This is a genomic window from Ekhidna sp., from assembly GCF_965212185.1.
Classification (GTDB): domain Bacteria; phylum Bacteroidota; class Bacteroidia; order Cytophagales; family Cyclobacteriaceae; genus Ekhidna.
Genome location: NZ_OZ243102.1, coordinates 2,860,426 through 2,878,465, shown reverse-complemented (window position 1 = coordinate 2,878,465; position 18,040 = coordinate 2,860,426). Strand labels below are relative to the sequence as shown.

At 38.7% G+C, this 18,040-nt stretch carries 16 protein-coding genes; 12 read left to right on the top strand and 4 right to left on the bottom strand.

Annotated features, from left to right (window positions below):
* Positions 1–8: 8 nt before the first annotated feature.
* Together ACOMC3_RS12300 and ACOMC3_RS12295 are read left to right on the top strand one after the other, a co-directional pair.
* Positions 9–1,307, top strand: a complete 1,299-nt coding sequence (locus tag ACOMC3_RS12300; RefSeq protein ID WP_420316187.1) for a cobalamin B12-binding domain-containing protein — start codon at positions 9–11, stop codon at positions 1,305–1,307.
* Positions 1,300–2,493, top strand: a complete 1,194-nt coding sequence (locus ACOMC3_RS12295; RefSeq protein WP_420316186.1) for a sensor histidine kinase — start codon at positions 1,300–1,302, stop codon at positions 2,491–2,493. The genes ACOMC3_RS12300 and ACOMC3_RS12295 overlap by 8 nt, the downstream gene beginning before the upstream one ends.
* A 60-nt stretch (positions 2,494–2,553) precedes the next feature.
* Here ACOMC3_RS12295 and ACOMC3_RS12290 read toward each other — a convergent pair whose 3' ends face one another.
* Positions 2,554–5,448 (bottom strand): VPS10 domain-containing protein, encoded by a 2,895-nt coding sequence (locus ACOMC3_RS12290; protein WP_420316185.1) that lies wholly within the window; start codon positions 5,446–5,448, stop codon positions 2,554–2,556.
* 67 nt (positions 5,449–5,515) lie between these two features.
* On the opposite strand from ACOMC3_RS12290, the gene ACOMC3_RS12285 reads away from it, so the two are divergent.
* From ACOMC3_RS12285 to ACOMC3_RS12265, 5 genes are all read left to right on the top strand, one after another.
* Complete coding sequence (locus tag ACOMC3_RS12285; protein WP_420316184.1) at positions 5,516–6,511, top strand: acetamidase/formamidase family protein; 996 nt, start codon at positions 5,516–5,518, stop codon at positions 6,509–6,511.
* Positions 6,502–6,849: an arsenate reductase (glutaredoxin) gene (gene arsC / locus ACOMC3_RS12280; RefSeq protein ID WP_420319317.1), complete on the top strand. Its 348-nt coding sequence runs from the start codon at positions 6,502–6,504 to the stop codon at positions 6,847–6,849. Before ACOMC3_RS12285 ends, arsC begins: the two co-directional genes overlap by 10 nt.
* Positions 6,846–7,820, top strand: coding sequence for an NADPH:quinone oxidoreductase family protein (locus tag ACOMC3_RS12275; RefSeq protein ID WP_420316183.1), 975 nt, complete (start codon positions 6,846–6,848; stop codon positions 7,818–7,820). Before arsC ends, ACOMC3_RS12275 begins: the two co-directional genes overlap by 4 nt.
* Before the next feature lie 160 nt (positions 7,821–7,980).
* Entirely contained in the window at positions 7,981–10,941 is a 2,961-nt protein-coding gene (locus ACOMC3_RS12270) for a SusC/RagA family TonB-linked outer membrane protein (protein ID WP_420316182.1), read from the top strand.
* A 19-nt stretch (positions 10,942–10,960) separates the two neighbouring features.
* On the top strand, positions 10,961–12,286 hold the full coding sequence (locus ACOMC3_RS12265; RefSeq protein ID WP_420316181.1) for a RagB/SusD family nutrient uptake outer membrane protein: 1,326 nt from the start codon (positions 10,961–10,963) through the stop codon (positions 12,284–12,286).
* Positions 12,287–12,408: 122 nt separating this feature from the next.
* On the opposite strand, the gene ACOMC3_RS12260 is transcribed toward ACOMC3_RS12265, so the two are convergent.
* The gene (locus ACOMC3_RS12260; protein WP_420316180.1) at positions 12,409–12,891 is read right to left on the bottom strand and encodes a VOC family protein; all 483 of its coding nucleotides are present in this window, start codon (positions 12,889–12,891) and stop codon (positions 12,409–12,411) included.
* 2 nt (positions 12,892–12,893) lie between these two features.
* Positions 12,894–13,601 carry a pirin family protein gene (locus ACOMC3_RS12255; protein ID WP_420316179.1) on the bottom strand — a complete coding sequence of 236 codons (708 nt, stop codon included), beginning with the start codon at positions 13,599–13,601 and terminating at the stop codon, positions 12,894–12,896.
* Between the two features lie 137 nt (positions 13,602–13,738).
* Between ACOMC3_RS12255 and ACOMC3_RS12250 the strand changes: the two genes are divergently transcribed.
* From ACOMC3_RS12250 to ACOMC3_RS12235, 4 genes are all read left to right on the top strand, one after another.
* Complete coding sequence (locus tag ACOMC3_RS12250; RefSeq protein WP_420316178.1) at positions 13,739–14,164, top strand: FKBP-type peptidyl-prolyl cis-trans isomerase; 426 nt, start codon at positions 13,739–13,741, stop codon at positions 14,162–14,164.
* Between the two features lie 122 nt (positions 14,165–14,286).
* Entirely contained in the window at positions 14,287–16,119 is a 1,833-nt protein-coding gene (locus ACOMC3_RS12245) for a mechanosensitive ion channel domain-containing protein (RefSeq protein ID WP_420316177.1), read from the top strand.
* Positions 16,106–16,240, top strand: a complete 135-nt coding sequence (locus ACOMC3_RS12240) for a hypothetical protein (RefSeq protein ID WP_420316176.1) — start codon at positions 16,106–16,108, stop codon at positions 16,238–16,240. Before ACOMC3_RS12245 ends, ACOMC3_RS12240 begins: the two co-directional genes overlap by 14 nt.
* An 83-nt stretch (positions 16,241–16,323) precedes the next feature.
* A complete protein-coding gene (locus tag ACOMC3_RS12235) occupies positions 16,324–16,746 on the top strand; it encodes a hypothetical protein (RefSeq protein WP_420316175.1) in 423 nt (140 codons plus the stop codon).
* 4 nt (positions 16,747–16,750) lie between these two features.
* On the opposite strand, the gene ACOMC3_RS12230 is transcribed toward ACOMC3_RS12235, so the two are convergent.
* The gene (locus tag ACOMC3_RS12230; protein WP_420316174.1) at positions 16,751–17,536 is read right to left on the bottom strand and encodes a DUF481 domain-containing protein; all 786 of its coding nucleotides are present in this window, start codon (positions 17,534–17,536) and stop codon (positions 16,751–16,753) included.
* A gap of 143 nt (positions 17,537–17,679) precedes the next feature.
* Here ACOMC3_RS12230 and ACOMC3_RS12225 point away from each other — a divergent pair, with 143 nt between their 5' ends.
* On the top strand, positions 17,680–18,006 hold the full coding sequence (locus ACOMC3_RS12225) for a hypothetical protein (RefSeq protein ID WP_420316173.1): 327 nt from the start codon (positions 17,680–17,682) through the stop codon (positions 18,004–18,006).
* Positions 18,007–18,040: the final 34 nt, after the last annotated feature.

The window sequence follows — 18,040 nt, the reverse complement described above, 5'->3', positions numbered from 1 at the left end:
TTTTTCATATGACTGGCAAAAAATCAGCTGAAATTGTGCAATTCATTAAGGAAAAACATCCTGAGTGGAAGCCTTTTGAAAATCAACTTAGTTCAACCATTGAACTATTATCATGTTTTTCTTCCTCGGATGATGATTTTTCAAAGTTCCTACGTTGGCAGGATACTTTTCTCAGTATCATTAACTTATCTAAAGATCAATTCAAGGCACTATGTCGTTCATTTTATAATGAACTTGAAGAATCAGATACATCGAAGCGGAAGCTTAAAGTTTTCTTGGATGGAGGGCTTTCAGATTATGCCATTTCCTTGAATAATAATCAAGATATAAGCAAAGCGATAGTTGAATTTCATTCTGAACTTTTCGGTGAAATTGACCAATACCTAATAGCGAAAGATATTGCTACGATTACAAGTGACACAAACCAGCATATTGCATTCCTCAGTCAAGCAATAGATGCAGGTAGTAAAGTGCTTTTTAATGAATATGTGAGCTGGTTCCAATCTACTTTGAATGCACAGGAAATTGGTACCCAATCAGTTATTCGATTTTTAGTCACAATCAGGATGTTTCATGAAGCAAACGAAAATGCCTTACCCTATATTGATAATAGCATTCTAAAACTCATTGATGGAACTGATGATAAACCTGAGGAAAACACAGCGTATCTAAACTCTGAAGTTTCGAAAAAATACCTTGATTTCTTGCTTGATGGAGATAGAAGAGGTGCTACAGAATTCATCATGAAGTTAGCAGATGATGGCTATTCGCTCAAGGAAATTTATATTGACGTTTTTCAAAGCTCACAGTATGAAATTGGACGGCTTTGGGAAAAAAATAAAGTTTCAGTTGCACAAGAGCATTATTGCACGGCCACTACGCAGATGATTATGTCGATGCTTTATCCAAGATTATTTTCATCAAAAAGTATAGGCAAAACAGTCATTGCCACATGTGTGGGTAATGAGCTTCATGAAATAGGGATTAGAATGATTAGCGATTTTATGGAAATGGATGGATGGGATACCTATTATCTTGGAGCCAATACTCCCACAAACGCAATTATTGAATCTATTGAAAAGTACAACGCAGATTTGTTGGCATTATCAGTGACTCTTACTCCACATGTTAGTAACGCTAGTGAAATCATCAGGGAGGTTAAGCGGGTACATCCATCGATCAAAGTTATCGTTGGCGGTTATCCATTTCTACAAGATGAGGCACTTTGGGTGCGAATTGGTGCGGACGGATTGGCTAAATCAGCAAATGAGGTAAATGAAACAGCATTAGCGATTTTAAATGGATAATGAGAACATAAATAAGGGGTTCATTGTAAAATGTGACTCATTTGGTAAGGTTACTGAGGTTAAAAAAAACGATCTGGTAGAACTTGAAGTAGGCGAACCCTTATCCAAAGTGGTTGATATTTCAAGTTTGAGCAAATTACTTTCGTTTCTATCTGATTTAAATAAAGAAGAAAGCGCAATCGGCTGGGAGGTTAATTTTAAAACCGGGAATAAATTCAGTAACCTGTATTTGGCAGGCTTGAAAGAAAAGAATGATCTAATCATTATAGGTGCAACGGACGTAGTAGAGACACGCAAATACTACAATAATCTGATGGTTATGAATAACTATCAGCAAAATCAATTGAGGGAAGCCTTAAAGGAGAATGTAAAAGTCAAAGAGTCATTGAAGCAATTAGAGTCATTCGACGAGATGACCAAAATCAATAACGAGATGGCTAATCTGCAACGTGAGCTTGCTCGGAAAAACAGGACTCTTAATGAATTAAATGAAACCTTAGAAAGTAAAAATCAGGAGCTCGATAGATTCGCAAATATTGTATCTCACGACCTAAAGGCTCCACTTCACAAGATAAGGGGACTATTTCAAATCATTAATGCCAAATACGAGGATGAATTCAATGATGAGATGAAAGAGCTTTTTGGCATGGTGACGGATAGTGCTGTTAAAATGGACACCCTGATCAATGATATACTGGAGTATTCTAAGGCAGGGAAGTCGGATGTAGCTATCACTAACTTTAAGGTAGCAGACCTTCTGAATGAGTCTATTTCCATGATTGATCTAGCTCAAGAGTACAATTTTATCATTCCTGATGACTTGCCTGAAATCTCTGGGAGCTATATTCAACTTAGTCAGGTTATTACCAACTTGCTTAGTAATGCAATCAAGTACCATGATAGACCAACAGGAAACATTGAAGTAAGTGTCGAGAGAATTAACAATACATACTATCAGTTTTCTGTAAAAGATGATGGTCCTGGTATCCCCGAGAAGTATCATGAAAAGGTTTTTGAGCCTTTTGAGACAGTACATGGGCAAAATCGGGATGATAGCACTGGTGTTGGATTGGCAATTGTTAAAAAATTAGTGGAGCAAAACCAGGGCAATATTGGGCTTAATTCAGAGGTTGGAAAAGGAACCACTTTTTGGTTCACCTGGCCTAAAGCCCCTATGCATAAGTGATACCGGGAAGGTAAGTTCCTTCCTCACTGAGGATTATCAGCGAGGAAGGAGCCTTTTAAACTACTCTTTTCTTCCTGGTCGTTCTCTTGGTTTTTTAATTGTCAATGGTGTCTCTACATTGGTGTCACCAAGTGTAATACGCACAGTATATTCTCCTATCACCAAATGGTAGTCACCATTTTCAGCAGCTTTATAACCTTCTTTTTGCTCATCATCAAGAAGGTCTTTGAATGATTCATCCGTTTCAAGAGGAAGTTCAACATAATTAAGTCCTTTATCTGCTGATATTTCCTGTGAAGAAACAACCTGATCCTTATAGATGATTTCTATTTTACCATCACCATTGGAATTTGTATAAAAAGCAATATCAGTTTTAGCTTCTATAAGATCTCCCCAAGCCCAGGTTTTACTTCCCCATCTTGTACTATACGTTACAGCATCGATTGGAAAGGCATGTAAATTTTTAGCTAGTATTTCATCATTTAATTGTTGTACCAGAGAAACATCCCCGATGTAAATGCCTCGGCCATGAGTACCAAGTACCAGATCATTGGCTTTTGGATGAACAATGAGGTCATGTACAGGTGTATTTGGAAGCCCTTTGTTAAAAGCCTCATAAGATTGCCCTCCATTAAGAGAAACATAAACTCCATGATCGGTACCTACATAAACGATGTTTGCATTGACTGGATCTTCTTTTACCACATTTACAGGCTCTAATGGAAGATTTGATGAGATGTTCTTCCAGGTTTTCCCATAGTTTTCACTTACAAAAACCATTGGTTTGAAGTTATCCCACCGATATCCGTTTAGTGAGGCGTAAACTCGTCCTTCTTTGTGAGCAGATGCAACAACAGTGCTCACCCAAAAATTAGAGGGTAATCCATCTGTAACTTTTCTCCATGTTGCACCGACATCCTGTGACAGGTGAATGAGTCCGTCATCACTACCCACATAGATTAATCCAAAACTTAAAGGTGATTCTGAGATGGTTGTTAATGTTCCATAGCTTACGTCCCCTTTAATTCCGCCGTTGGTCAAATCTTCACTCATTGTTTCAAAGTTTTCACCCATGTCCATGGAGCGGTGAAATCTATTGCTGCCAAAGTAAACTATGTCCTGATTGTGGCTTGAGAGCATGATTGGTGCTTCCCAGTTCCAGCGGTATGGTGCATCCCCTAATTGGTGACGCGGTGTGATGTACTTTCGTTCGCCTGTTTCTGTATTAATTCGGAAGTAATTTCCAAACTGATATCCGGTGTAAACTGTGGTGTTATCCCGAGTATCTACAGCCACTTGCATTCCATCACCACCCATCAACCTTTCGTATGGATAGCGACCCTCTTGATACCAACCTCTGGAATATTCATAGGTGCTCGGACCTTTCCAAACGCCATTGTCTTGTAGTCCTCCATATACATTATAAGGTTCAGCCATATCTACAGCAATCGAATAAAACTGACCAACAGACGGAGAATTGCAATTAATCCAGGTAGCTCCGGTATCAAAGCTTACATAAACGCCACCATCATTGCCGAGTATTAGATGTCTTGAGTCGTTTGGATTAATCCATAAAGCATGGTGGTCAACATGCACATTATCTTCATTTATACTTTTAAATGTTTTACCACCATCTTCTGATCGAACAATTGGTACACCCATTGTATAGATCACATCAGGATTATTCGCATCTACACGTACTTGTCCGAAGTAGTAACCATAAGAAAAAATCATGCTCTCAATGTAATCCTCGTGCGTTTTGGTCCAAGTCTTACCAGCATCATTTGATCGGTACATCTCACCCCCTTTTACAGGAGTATCAAACAGTAATGAATTTGCATCTTCCGTATAAATAACCAAGTCAACTGGTTTCACCTTACCCTTTTCAACATCTTTCTTTATATCTACCGCATTATATTCTCTCGGGAAGCCATTATCATCTAAAAACTTATTAATGGCTTTGTTTTCTAATGCAAGAAATTGCTGATTACTCATGACCCTGATTTCATCTTTGGTCAATCCTTCATCCTCGTCTTCTTCTTTTGGTCTGCGGTCTTGATTGTCAAGGATTGCATAAACAATGTTTTGATCGGAAGGAGCGAATGAAAGTCCAATTCGACCCGTACCATTAGTGTCAGGAAATCCCGAATCATCTGAAATTTCATTCCATGTATCACCACCATCTTCAGACCTATAAATCGCAGTACCAGGCCCTGCTTCTTCAAAATTCCAGGCTTTGCGATCCTTTTCCCATGCTGCTGCAATCAGTGTGTTAGGGTTATCTGGATGCATAATCAAATCAACAATTCCAGTTCTATTGTTGACAAAAAGCGTTTTACTCCATGTTTCACCTCCGTCAGTCGATTTGTAAACACCTCGTTCTGCATTTTCTGAATACAGATGTCCAAGAGCTGCTACCCAAAGGGTTTCAGGATCATTTGGATCGATGAGTATTCTACTGATATGGTGTGTTTCTGTTAATCCAACATTTTTCCAGCCTTCGCCATTATCTGAGGATTTAAATATTCCATATCCAGAATAAGAGGATCTGCTAGAGTTGTTTTCTCCTGAACCTACATAAAGGATATTGTTACTCCAATCAACAGCTATATCGCCAATTGTCATTACAATTTGATTATCGAAGATTGGTTCGAAAGAAGTACCGTTATTCTTTGTTTCCCAAAGAGATCCGGAAGCATAAGCCACATAAAAATGAGAAGGATCAGAAGGATGAACAGCCAGATCAACTACACGCCCACTCATAACTGTAGGACCAACATTCTTGAATGGAACGTTTTTGACCAGTGAGTTTTTTTCAAGTTTTAATCGGTTTTGGTAACCTTCCCAACGCTCAGAGGCTGGGGTAGCGGAAGGTACGTCTGTGGATTTTTTCTTTCGCTGAGCTGGTAAAATAATTGTGATGCTCAGCAAGAGAAGTAGGTAAATGATTCTCATGAGGTTAGATTTTTTAATAAGTTAGTAAGTATAAAACTTAAAGGCTGTGAAACCAACCCTAATTCATATGAACAAGCTTATGCCAATTTTAATGGTTATTGCATTTGGATGTACCATGACTGTAGATGCAGATGCTGACCAGAAAGATTCTCCAATTCCTGAAGTAGATTATATCCTTACTTCTGACCAAACGCATAATAAATGGAGTAGAACCAATGAGCCTGTTTTGACAATCAACTCAGGGGATGTAGTTGAAATAAGTACTGAAGAGGCTACCGATGGTCAGTTAACGATAAACTCTGACACGTTCGATTTGATGAATATCAGCTTTGATCCGATTCATCCTCTGACCGGGCCTATTTATATCAATGAGGCTAAACCCGGAGATGTAATAGCTGTGACATTACATAAAATTGAAATTGGAGACTGGGGGTGGACTGCTATTCTTCCTGGGTTTGGATTTCTGGCTGATGAATTCACAGAACCTCATCTAAAAACTTTTGAACTTTCAGGAAAGAATAATGTCCGATTTACTGACGGAATTAATATTCCTTTAAAACCTTTCCCTGGTGTACTAGGTGTTGCTCCGGACACAGATAGTCTCTTATCTACCATTCCTCCACGGGCGAATGGCGGAAACATGGATGACCCTAATATGGTAGAAGGAACCACTGTTTATCTTCCTGTCTTCGTGGATGGAGCTTTATTTTCGATAGGGGATGCACATGCAGCTCAAGGATTGGGTGAAGTATGTGGCACAGCCATTGAAGCGCCGATGAAATTCTTAGTGGAAATAGAGTTGATAAAAGGCTCATCTATCAAAGAACCGCAGTACGAAAATGATGATGTTTATGCGGTTACTGCATTTGCAACAACCATTGATGAAGCTGCGAAAAAGGCCACTCGATATATGATTGACTATCTTGAATCTAATCATGGATTAAGTAGAAATGATGCCTATATGCTGTGCTCCTTAGCTGGAGATTTAAAAATTGCTGAAGTCGTAGATGTACCACATATGTTGGTTACAATGTCAATAAGTAAAGAAGTATTATCCAAATGATGACAATCTATCATAACCCCAGATGTAGCAAAAGTCGTCAGACTCTAGGCTTGTTAGAGGAAAACGGACGAGATTTTGTGGTGAAAGAATACTTAAAGAATCCACCAACAGTAGATGAATTAAAAAAAGTTATCAGGCTATTGGGTATCAAACCCATTGACCTCTTAAGAAAAGGTGAGCCGGAATTTAAAGAAAACTTTAAAGGCAAAGATTTATCTGATGATGAATGGGTAAAGGCCATGGTTGAATATCCGAAGATGATTGAACGACCCATAGTAATTGATGGAGATCATGCTGTAATTGGGCGGCCACCGGAAAACGTTTTGAAGCTACTATGAAAGCTGTTTTAGTTGAGGAGCTCGGTGGTCCAGATAAATTAGTTTACCGGGACCATGAGATTGGAAAGCCGGGTCCTGGAAGAGTAACCATAGATGTAAAGTATGCTGGTGTTAACTTTCCAGATACATTAATTATTCGGGGTAAATATCAATTTCAACCAGATTTACCTTTCAGCCCGGGAGGAGAGGTAGCAGGAGTAATTAAGGAGGTAGGTGCTGATGTTAAAGATTTCAAGCCCGGAGACCGGGTTGTTTCAGGTACAGGCTGGGGCGGTTTTGCTGAAGAAGTTTTCGGATTTGCATTCAACACTCATCATTTGCCAGATGAAGTAAGCTTTAAAGATGCAGCAGCAACTTTAATGACTCATGGTACAGTCTTTCATGCCCTTAAAGATAGGGCTCACTTAATGGAAGGAGAGACGCTTGCAATTCTTGGTGCATCCGGGGGTGTCGGTACAGCAGCTATTCAGCTAGGAAAGCAAATGGGGGCTAATGTGATCGCTTGCGCCTCTTCAGATGAGAAATTGCAATTTTGCAAAGAATTGGGAGCTGATGTATTACATAAGTATACACCTGAAAATATAAAATCAGCTCTTAAGGATTTAACAGGAGGAAAAGGAGCTGATATTATTTTTGACACGGTAGGTGGTGATTATTCTGAGCAGGCATTCAGAGGTATCGCACCAATGGGAAGATATCTGGTTGTTGGTTTTGCATCTGGGAGCGTTCCATCCATTCCATTAAATCTTCCCTTACTAAAAAGTGCGTCGGTTGTTGGGGTCTTTTGGGGTAATTTTTTTAGAAATTTTCAGGATAGCAACAAGTCCAATATCCAACAACTTTTAGAAATGATTGCTAGTGGAAAAATCTCATCCGCAATTGATTCAATTTATGGTCTAAAGGACGCAGCTATTGCCTTGGAAAAGATCGAAAAAAGATCTGTTAAAGGGAAAATTTTGATTGAGTGCTAATCAATCCAAATAGATTTCAGAATACTATTCTGAATACGTGACTTTTTGAAAATGGTTGTTGCTTCAACAATCAGTTTAACCATCGTTTTTTTGGTATTTATCGATTATTTGGTGAGTTTTATCGGAATGTTAAATCAATTTTTAAGTTAAAAACTCTACTATGATGAAAAACTACTTAAAAAGAAATCTTATGGTTATAGCTGTTATGCTGCCCATAAGTTTTTTGATGGCCCAGGATGTAAGGGTCAACGGAACGGTTACGGATGCTTCCAATGGGGAGCCTATACCGGGCGTAACGGTACTAGTTAAAGGGACTACTAATGGTACCATTACTGGAATTAACGGAGAATATGAGTTGTCAGTACCTGACGGTTCAACCCTTGTTTTCTCATCAATTGGTTATTCAAGTCAGGAAATTGCTGCTTCAGAAGCAGGTGATATTGCCCTACGAACCGATGTAACTAATCTGGATGAGGTTGTCGTCACAGGACTTGCAACTTCCGTGAAAAGATCCAATTTGGCAAACTCGGTGGCTTCAATTTCTTCAGATAACCTAACAGGGATAACCAATCAGTCTACATTAGATGGCAGTCTTTCAGGAAAATTTCTTGGAGCTGATATACGGGCAAACTCTGGAGCACCTGGAGGGGGCATCTCAATGCGACTAAGAGGAGTGACTTCCATTTTTGGAGATCAGCAACCTCTCTTTATCGTGGACGGAGTATATGTGGATAATTCTACTACTTCTCTTGGAAACAACATTGTTTCTGAGGCTGCAGGTGGTGGCAATCCTTCAACGAATCAAGATGATGCAACCAACAGAATTGCTGATATAGATCCTGAGGATATTGAGTCGATTGAGATTCTAAAAGGAGCTTCAGCAGCAGCCATTTACGGATCACGAGCAGCAGGCGGTGTGGTTATCATAACTACCAAAAGAGGTAAGAGCGGGAAATCTCAAGTGAATTTTGCTCAGACAATTGGTCTAAGGACACCAACCAATTTACTAGGCTTAAGAAGCTGGACTCCAGATCAAGCTCGAGCTATTGGTGGGGATGCAGCTGCAGCTGCAGTGAGCGCAGGCAATCTTAATGATTATGAAGCTGAGCTATTTGATCACGTAAGAGTTTCTCGTACTTCTAGATTCTCTGTCTCAGGTGGAGACCAAAAAACTGATTTCTTTTTTGGCGTAACTGTGAAAGATGAGCCAGGTCTGGTTGATAATACTGGATATGAAAAAGAGTCAATAAGATTAAATGTTGGTCATAAATTCAATGATTGGTTAGATATATATGTTACTAATAACTATATCAATTCATTGACCGATAAAGGTTTTTTCAATAACGGTAACCAGAACAGAACAGTAGGTTATGCGCTAGCATTTACCTATCCATGGCAGGATTTATTCCCAACCAATGGAGTGTATCCAGCAGCACCTGCAGGGTCCAATGTTTTGGAAACCATTGCGTTAACAACCAATAGAGAAGAAGTAAATAGATACATTGGTGGTATCACCACGAATGTGAAATTAATTACTCAAGACAATAATCAATTGAAATTGGTATTGCAGGGAGGTATTGATCAATATGCCCTTAGAACAAGTAGTATATTTCCTGGAACGATTTCATATTTCCGACCGGCTACATCATTGGGAGGAGCTGCTATTTCAGGTAGTACAATAAATACAAATTATAATATTACTACATCATTGGTTCATTCATTCTTTATGGATAATGGATTGAGCCTTACAACACAAGCAGGTTATTTCCTTCAAAGTTTTGATAAAAATACTGTTATCACAACCGCAACTGGTCTGAATGGATCTCAAACTAATCTTGGTCAATCTGCTAATGTTGGTGTTCAACAAATAATCACACCTCAAGAGGATCAAGGATTTTTTGTTCAAGAAGAGGCCAACTTTCAAGACAAAATAATAGGAACAGTCGGATTAAGAGGTGATAAGTCTACGAACAATGGTGATGCAGACAAGCTGTACTATTATCCTAAAGCTAGTTTGGCTATCAACTTGCATGAGTTTAGCTTTTGGAGTGTTGATGTTGTGAATAACTTCAAACCACGTATAGCGTATGGTGAGGCAGGTAGATTCTCACAATTCAATCAGCGATTCATCCTAACCAATCCACAATTTATTGGAGGAACAGCAGGTGTGACGCCTGGAAATTTATTGGGAGATGTGAACGTTGAGCCGGAAAGACAGACAGAGTTAGAAGTTGGTGCTGACATAGGTTTATTAGATAACAAAATTGGCATTACAGTAAATTTCTATAACAAAAAAATCAAGGATGTTTTATTGGAAGCACAAAACGAACCTTCTTCTGGATTTACAAGAAGAGTTGTAAATGGTGCTGAACTTGAAAACAAAGGAATTGAGTTAGGAATCAACGCAACTGTTGTCCAAAACGACAATTTTACATGGAATACTACAGTGAGATGGTGGAAAAATAAATCAACAGTTACTAAGTTAAGAGTACCATCATTTACAACTGGAGGATTTGCAGCATCTCTAGGAACCTACCTTATTAAAGAAGGTGAAAGTGCTACCCAAATTGTAGGAACGTATATCGCCTCAGAATGTACAGATTGTGATCCAGATGGAGATGGATTTGCAGTTTATGGAAATGCTGAGCCTGATTTCCAAATGTCATGGTTTAATTCATTGAACTATGGAAACTTCGATTTGACGTTCTTGTGGCATTGGAAAAATGGTGGTGACGCTATAAACTTGACAACTTTACTTTATGATTTAGCTGGAACTACTTGGGATTATAACGATACTGGTTTAGATCCATCAGGAACATTAAGTAATGGAGATTACAGAGCAAGTCAAGCCTTTGCAAATCCTGATCCAGTGATTGAAGATGCCGGATACATTAGACTAAGAGAGATTGGTTTATTCTACACAATACCTAAATCATTAGTACCTCAGTTATCTCAAGTTAAAGTGGGTATGTCTGCTCGTAACCTGATCAATATTTTTGATTACAATAGTTATGATCCAGAGTCTTCAAACTTTGGTAATAATGTATTGGCTAATACAGTTGAGGTAACACCTTATCCGGCAAGTAGGTTTATCAATTTCCACTTGAATGTTAAATTTTAAACGTAAGGACTCAATAATTATGAAAACGATATATAACAGATTACTAGTATTGTTTGTCCTCGGCGCTCTTTCGGCGTGTACGTTGGATGACATACAAAATCCGAACGCTCCAACTGTTTCAAGCTTTGAAAACGGCGCGTCACAGCAGGATTTGATATTGCTTACTACTGGTTTAGAAGCAATAATGAGAAATGATATGGGATTCCATTATCAAACAGTAAGTATTCTTGGACGAGAGTATAATGACTTAACACAAGTTGATCCAAGATATACTGGAGAGTTAGTGATTGGAACTGCTTTAGATAACAATGGATTCTTAACCACACGTGCTTATGCAGCTTGGTATAAAATTGTTCAAACTGCAAATGTGTTGATAGAAGCAGTTAATAATTCTGCTACCTCATTAAGTGAGGCGGAACTCGATGGTTACCGTGGTTATGCGCGAACTATCAAGGCCTATGCATTGCTAATGGTAGCAAATCGTCAGTTTTCCAATGGCATCCGTGTGGATGTAGATGATCCTGATAATTTGGGGCCATTTGTTTCTTATGCAGAAGCATTAACAGCAATTAGAGGAATGCTTGAAAGCGCTAATACTGAGCTATCAAATGCAGGCGCAGCGTTTGATTTTCCTTTAAGTAGTGGATTTGCTGGTTTTGATACTCCCGCAACTTTTGCTGAATTTAATAGGGGACTGGCTGCAAGAGTAGCTATCTATCAAGGTGATGATACTGCAGCACTTGGATTCTTAGCTAATTCATTCATGGATGAAGCGGGTAGTATGGACATGGGACCTGCACATACTTTTGGATTGACTGGTAATGATATTTCCAATCCATTATTCTATGTGCCCAATCAGCAAAGGTACATGGCTCACCCTTCGTTTTCTCAAGATGCTGAAGCAGGAGATGGACGAGTTGATGATAACACAAGTCTTTTTGATGACACTGGAGATAGTGTAACAGATACAGTAAGATTTGATGGATTAACTGGTTGGAGGCAGGTAACTCAATTTGCTTCAAATGTGGCGCCTGTTCCAATTATGAAAAATGTCGAACTTTTATTGATTTATGCTGAAGCGAATATTGGAACCAACAATGTTGAAGCATTAAGAGTGCTTAATATCGTTAGAGCATCAGCAGGCCTTGGAGCTTCTACTGCTAATCCAGCTGTAGATGCTGAAGTTGTTGATGAAATGCTTAATCAAAGAAGGTATTCATTGTTTGGTTTGGGACATAGATGGGTAGATCTAAGAAGATATAATAGATTATCTGATTTGCCTCTTGATCGTGCGGGAGATACAGTAGCTGAAGAGTTCCCAACTCCTTTTGCTGAGAATCAATAGGAATAGTTTAAAAGAGTAATAAAAGGCGGTCATTTTGACCGTCTTTTTTATTTATTAGAAAACTCTAAGGTCTTATAAGATCATTTTCATTACTAAATTTTCACGTTTATTGGTGTGAAATGCTAAGCATTAATCAAATCGTTTAAATCTAGTGGCCGAGTATACATATCTAATGACCCATCTTCTCTTTTTGGCCATTGATCCTTTGGCTTGTCCCAATAAAGCTCCACTCCATTTTGATCAGGATCATTTAGGTAGATTGCTTCTGACACACCATGGTCTGAAGCTCCCAGAATAGGATATTTTGCAGCTCTAAGTCTTTTGAGAAGAATAGCCAAGTCATTTCTGGTGGGAAGTAGAATGGCGGTATGAAACAATCCGGTCGTGTTTCTTGGAGGAGGGTTAGCATCCTTACTCATCCAAGTATTTAAACCAATGTGGTGATGATAACCACCGGCAGATATGAATGCAGCATCTTCACCATAGGTTGTCATTAGTTCGAAACCCAAAAGACCACAATAAAAATCGAGCGATTTCCTGATATTGGAAACCTTCAAATGAACGTGACCTATTCTTGTTTCTGAAGGTATTTTGAATTCATCCATCGTTAATTCATTGGAACTTCAATTAACAGCATCTCTGAGTTTTCATTGGCCGAAATATTAAACTCATTTATTTCAGTGATCCCAATCGCATCTCGCTTTCCTAGTTCTTCACCACCGATTGAAACTTTTCCTTCTAGAACAAATAAGTAAACGCCATTTCCCAGTTTATTAGGCTTGTAAGATATTGATCGGTCCTGGTCCAAATTAGATAGTGCAAACCATGAATCTTGATTAATCCACAAGGCACTTTCATCATTAGGTGAAACCACTGTTTGAATTTTGTTTTTTCTTTTAGAAACTTCAAATTCTTTTTGATCATATCGGGGAGTAATATCCTTTTCTTTAGGAATGACCCAGATTTGAAGAAAGTTTACATCATCTTCTTTGCTTGCATTATATTCTGAATGGGTCAATCCGCTACCGGCACTCATGATCTGAACTTCACCAGTGTTGATCACTTTTTCAGTGCCAGTACTATCTCTATGAGCAAGAGCTCCTTTTAAAGGGATGGATACAATTTCCATATTGTCATGAGGATGAGTAGGGAAGCCCGCACCACCAGTTACAATGTCATCATTCAATACTCGCAGCATACCAAAATGAATTCTTTCAGGATTATAGTATTGACCAAAACTGAATGTATGCCTACTGGTGAGCCAACCAAAATTTGCAGTACCTCTGGTTTCTGCTCTATGCACTATTTTTTTCATTTTTTCCTTTCAGTTTAATAATAAAACAAATATATACGTAAATACATTAAATGTAGTTACATATATAATGCAAACCATGGACCCTTTAGATTTTTACTACTTTTGCCTGATAATTATTCTATAAGAAATTTTTTTTTATGAAAGCTAAAGCTAACGACAAGGTAAAAGTACACTACACAGGAAAGCTCACTTCGGGTGAAGTATTCGATTCATCTGAGGGCCGTGACCCATTAGAGTTTACAGTGGGTGGCGGACAAATGATTAAGGGATTTGATGAGGCAGTAAATGGAATGGAAGTTAATGAGAAAAAAACGGTGACCATACCTTCAGCTGAAGCATATGGAGAGCGCAGAGATGAGCTCATTCAGGAAGTACCCAAAAATCAATTGCCAGAAGATATGAGTCCTGAGGTTGGACAAAAACTAGTTGCAACCAATGATCTTGGACACCAGACCTATGTTTCTGTAACTGCTGTTTCTGATGAGGTGATCACAGTTGATGCGAATCATGACCTGGCAGGTAAAGACTTGGTTTTCGACATTCAATTAGTTGAAATCGGTTAAAAACAAGCTTTTTTTTGATACAAAGAGGCTACCGAAAATAGCCTCTTTTTTTATATCATATTTATAGGATCTTAATCCCAACCTTTCCTAAAATTCCTCGTATTTAGCGCCAATATTTATACATGAAAAAGTTAATCATTGTCCTTTCCATTTTAATGTTCTCAGTTGGAGCATTTGGACAAACTTCTGAAAATCAGTCTGATAGTGTTCAACGTAAGTTGAATAGTCTTACGCAGCAATTGGGAACTTATCAGCGGTTGCTAAATCAAAATAAACTTCAACGAAAGCAAGATTCATTGGCTCGAATTGATCTAATGAAACGCATACAGCTTTTGCAAGAAAGTGATAAGTTCAATCAAGTCTCTTTACGTGAACAGATCCGGGAAATCGAGCTTCGTGACTCAGCTAGAAATGCAGCTCAAAAATCAAAAATTTTGAAACTAAGAGAGACGATTAAGGGGTTTGTTGTGGCTCCTGATGAAGACTCTTTGTTCACAATATATACGAAACTGGGACCGATTATGGCAGAGGAGAGGGCTGTCAACGTTTCTGAGAAGATTGACTTACTAATAAGAGATGATTATTTCTTTGTTGATTCACTATATATCGACGAGCATGAGGGGACAGTAGACATCATGTATCGAAACCTCATTGTGACCAGTGTATCAGACTGGGATGCACTTTGGATTGAAGGAGAATCTAAAGAATCACTTGCAAATAAGTATAGAGAAACCATAGGAACCTTCATTGTTGATCAACGCAATCGAAGCACGGTTAGAAATATAGCAGCCAGGTTTGGTTTGGTATTTCTGATTTTAGGAGTGGCCGTCTTGATTATCTATTTTCTAAATAGGCTATTTAAAGGATTGCAAGGTTGGTTTGTGATGAACAAGAAAAAATATTTCACGGGTATTCGTATCGGTAATTATGAATTCCTGCCTCCGGAAAGACAATTGGATGTTGTGGTTAGAGGAGTGGGTATTTTGAAGTGGGGTTTTTTCGCACTTGTTCTCTATTTTTCACTGCCAATCATTTTTGGATTATTTCCATTTACTAAGCACTGGGCGGAAACACTCATGGGGTGGATTTTAAGTCCGGCACAGAATATCCTGCTTTCATTTTGGAATTACCTTCCGAATGCCTTTACAATCGCAGTTATTTATGTCATAACCAGTTATTTGGTTCGTTTTTTAAAGTTTATTTCTCATGAAATAGAAGTAGGCAATTTAAAGATCACAGGCTTTCACGAAGACTGGGCCATGCCTACTTATAACATTGTAAAGTTTCTGATTTATGCCTTCATGTTCGTAGTAATATTTCCATACCTTCCTGGATCTGATTCTGATGTTTTCAAAGGCGTATCAGTGTTCCTTGGTATCTTATTTTCGCTAGGATCATCATCTGCCATAGCCAATGCTGTAGCTGGTTTAGTGATTACTTATATGCGACCTTTTCGTCTCGGAGATCGCGTAAAGATCGGAGAGGTAACCGGGCAAGTAGTTGAAAAAACATTGCTAGTTACCCGGGTTCGAACTACCAAAAATGAAGATATCACCGTGCCTAATGCAGCTATTCTGAATGGACATACGGTTAATTACACTTCGAGCAGTAAAGAATTAGGATTAGTATTACATACATCTGTGACGATTGGATATGATGTGCCATGGAGAAAGGTGCATGAACTTCTAATAGAAGCAGCTGTGGTTACTGACGGTGTAAACATCAGCAAAGAGCCATTTGTGCTACAAACAAGCCTGGATGATTGGTATGTTGCTTATCAGCTGAATGCATTCACAGATTTACCAGAACAGATGCCTAAGATTTACTCTGAACTTCATGCGAACATTCAGGATAAGTTCAACGCGGCTGGTGTGGAAATTATGTCCCCTCATTACAGAGCGGTGAGAGATGGAAATGCGATCACCATACCGAAAGAACCAAATGGAAAAGATTGAGGAACTTCTCTTTAATGATACGATTGGCAAGGTTGTGACTTTCATACTTGGAGCCATCATCATTTGGTCCATTGGAAGGTTAATTCAAAGCAAACTATTCTCCAAGATCAAGGATCGATAGCCGGTATAAAGCCAAAAAGTTTGGGCCCTTCCTGTCGTGGGTTGCAATCATCGTTTACTTCAGTATTGTTTATAGTAGTAAACTTGGCGGTTAGACTGTTGCGCTTGGTATTCAACTATTCTGCTGACTTCCCCTTTCTATGGGACGAAGTGAAGATTCCTGAACGGTTTGGTTCAGACTATAAGTTAGCTGAAGAAATAATTCAAAAAGCTGGTGAAAAAATAACCGGAGATTTTGTCAAAGAAGCAAAGGGTAAATGGCAAGAGATGACTGAGAAGTACCTGATCGAATCAGCTAACATCAATCCTATGGTCTCTTTAGTAGCCAATGATAATTGGGTGGAATTTACACTTCGCTATATTGTGGATTTAAAGAGACGTAGAAATACAAAGAATGAAATTTTTAAAGAAATACTTATCTCGGTAAATTCATCAAACGATAAAATCATCCTCGCATCGGCTACTTTTGAATTAGTAGGAATGCCTGACATTACCCTCAAGAAGTGATCTGCTAAAAAGTAACTTCCAAAGCTGAAAAGGTATTGAGCCACAACTTATCTACAGGAACGATCGGGTTGAAATCGTAAATGGTTTGTAGGTTTACCCCAAAAGCAATGTTTTTCGTAAATGAATAAGAGAACGCAATCGCTCCAGCCCAACGTGGCTCGCTAAAGAGATCATTGAATCCGTCTTGAAAATAGACGGAACCTTCAAAACGTATTTTTTCTGATAATTCCCGTTTAGTACTCAAATAAACATTGAGTTTCCATTCCCTCATACTGATACTTGTTGTGTTAAGTGGGAGTCGATCATCAGGTACGCCTCTGTAATTCCATAGCTCATATTCATAGAAAGGGCCTATACCCGCAAATGCCCCACCTTTCTGCGTTTTTAACAGTTTATATCTCACATTTGACCCAATAGCAATCTTCCTATCGAGTCCTCGTGCTTCAGCCCACTGATGCTGTGCGTAATGTTCCAGTACGAAGGGATTGTCATAGAAGGTCTTAAACTTTCCGTAGATAAAACCACCACTAAGAATGGTTTCGCTACCATCACGCGTCAATTCAAACTTGTTGGCTACCGTAATTCCATGATTCTTAAATCGAAAGGCCATATCTGCCCGATTGGTAATCTCCACATATAGTTGCTTCTGTGTTTTAATCTCCAGCGAGGGTGCAACAGACCCTTTGAAGTGTTTGGTACTGTCAAAGATGACCACAAAGCTTTCAGAAAAAAGTATTTGAGATTGGGCCAGAAATGGCAGCAATAGGAATAAGAATAGAATTTTCTTCATTTCATTATGGTTTAGGTCTGGATTGAAGTATCAAAGCAATCCAATTGGCATGATACATGAACTATGTTTCATCTGACTTGGTCGAAAAGATTTTTGCTAATTGATACAATAAACCTAGCTTTATCATTGCAATGTGGACTAATATGTTCCGTTTAGAACACCTTATAAAGTACTTTTCCATTTTAATGGTGACACTTATTACAGTGTCAGAGATAAGTCTCATGCTTTCTGATGAACAAGCAGAGGAGAGCAAAGAAGAGAGAGAACTAAAAGAGGAAGTCAAAGAAAAAGAGGGCGAACGAAAAATCGTTTTGTTACTTGCCAATCTTGATCTGGCTTCTACAACTCCTTTTGTTTACAGGTTTCTATCCAATTCTCCACACGACTATTTACTAAAGCAGCCTCGCAGACTTTCGAATCATGTTTCCATGGTAGTGCTGTTTTGCTCCCTTAAGATTCCATTCTGTTAATCCATTCAGCTTTTAGCTGAAGTCCGTTCGTTGC

Excerpts from the sequence above, each read along its gene's own strand:
- ACOMC3_RS12300 (WP_420316187.1), top strand. The coding sequence starts at position 9 with ATGACTGGCAAAAAATCAGCTGAAATTGTGCAATTCATTAAGGAAAAA.
- ACOMC3_RS12295 (WP_420316186.1), top strand. The coding sequence starts at position 1,300 with ATGGATAATGAGAACATAAATAAGGGGTTCATTGTAAAATGTGACTCA.
- ACOMC3_RS12290 (WP_420316185.1), bottom strand. The coding sequence starts at position 5,448 with ATGAGAATCATTTACCTACTTCTCTTGCTGAGCATCACAATTATTTTA.
- ACOMC3_RS12285 (WP_420316184.1), top strand. The coding sequence starts at position 5,516 with ATGAACAAGCTTATGCCAATTTTAATGGTTATTGCATTTGGATGTACC.
- ACOMC3_RS12275 (WP_420316183.1), top strand. The coding sequence starts at position 6,846 with ATGAAAGCTGTTTTAGTTGAGGAGCTCGGTGGTCCAGATAAATTAGTT.
- ACOMC3_RS12270 (WP_420316182.1), top strand. The coding sequence starts at position 7,981 with ATGATGAAAAACTACTTAAAAAGAAATCTTATGGTTATAGCTGTTATG.
- ACOMC3_RS12265 (WP_420316181.1), top strand. The coding sequence starts at position 10,961 with ATGAAAACGATATATAACAGATTACTAGTATTGTTTGTCCTCGGCGCT.
- ACOMC3_RS12260 (WP_420316180.1), bottom strand. The coding sequence starts at position 12,891 with ATGGATGAATTCAAAATACCTTCAGAAACAAGAATAGGTCACGTTCAT.
- ACOMC3_RS12255 (WP_420316179.1), bottom strand. The coding sequence starts at position 13,601 with ATGAAAAAAATAGTGCATAGAGCAGAAACCAGAGGTACTGCAAATTTT.
- ACOMC3_RS12250 (WP_420316178.1), top strand. The coding sequence starts at position 13,739 with ATGAAAGCTAAAGCTAACGACAAGGTAAAAGTACACTACACAGGAAAG.
- ACOMC3_RS12245 (WP_420316177.1), top strand. The coding sequence starts at position 14,287 with ATGAAAAAGTTAATCATTGTCCTTTCCATTTTAATGTTCTCAGTTGGA.
- ACOMC3_RS12240 (WP_420316176.1), top strand. The coding sequence starts at position 16,106 with ATGGAAAAGATTGAGGAACTTCTCTTTAATGATACGATTGGCAAGGTT.
- ACOMC3_RS12230 (WP_420316174.1), bottom strand. The coding sequence starts at position 17,536 with ATGAAGAAAATTCTATTCTTATTCCTATTGCTGCCATTTCTGGCCCAA.
- ACOMC3_RS12225 (WP_420316173.1), top strand. The coding sequence starts at position 17,680 with ATGTTCCGTTTAGAACACCTTATAAAGTACTTTTCCATTTTAATGGTG.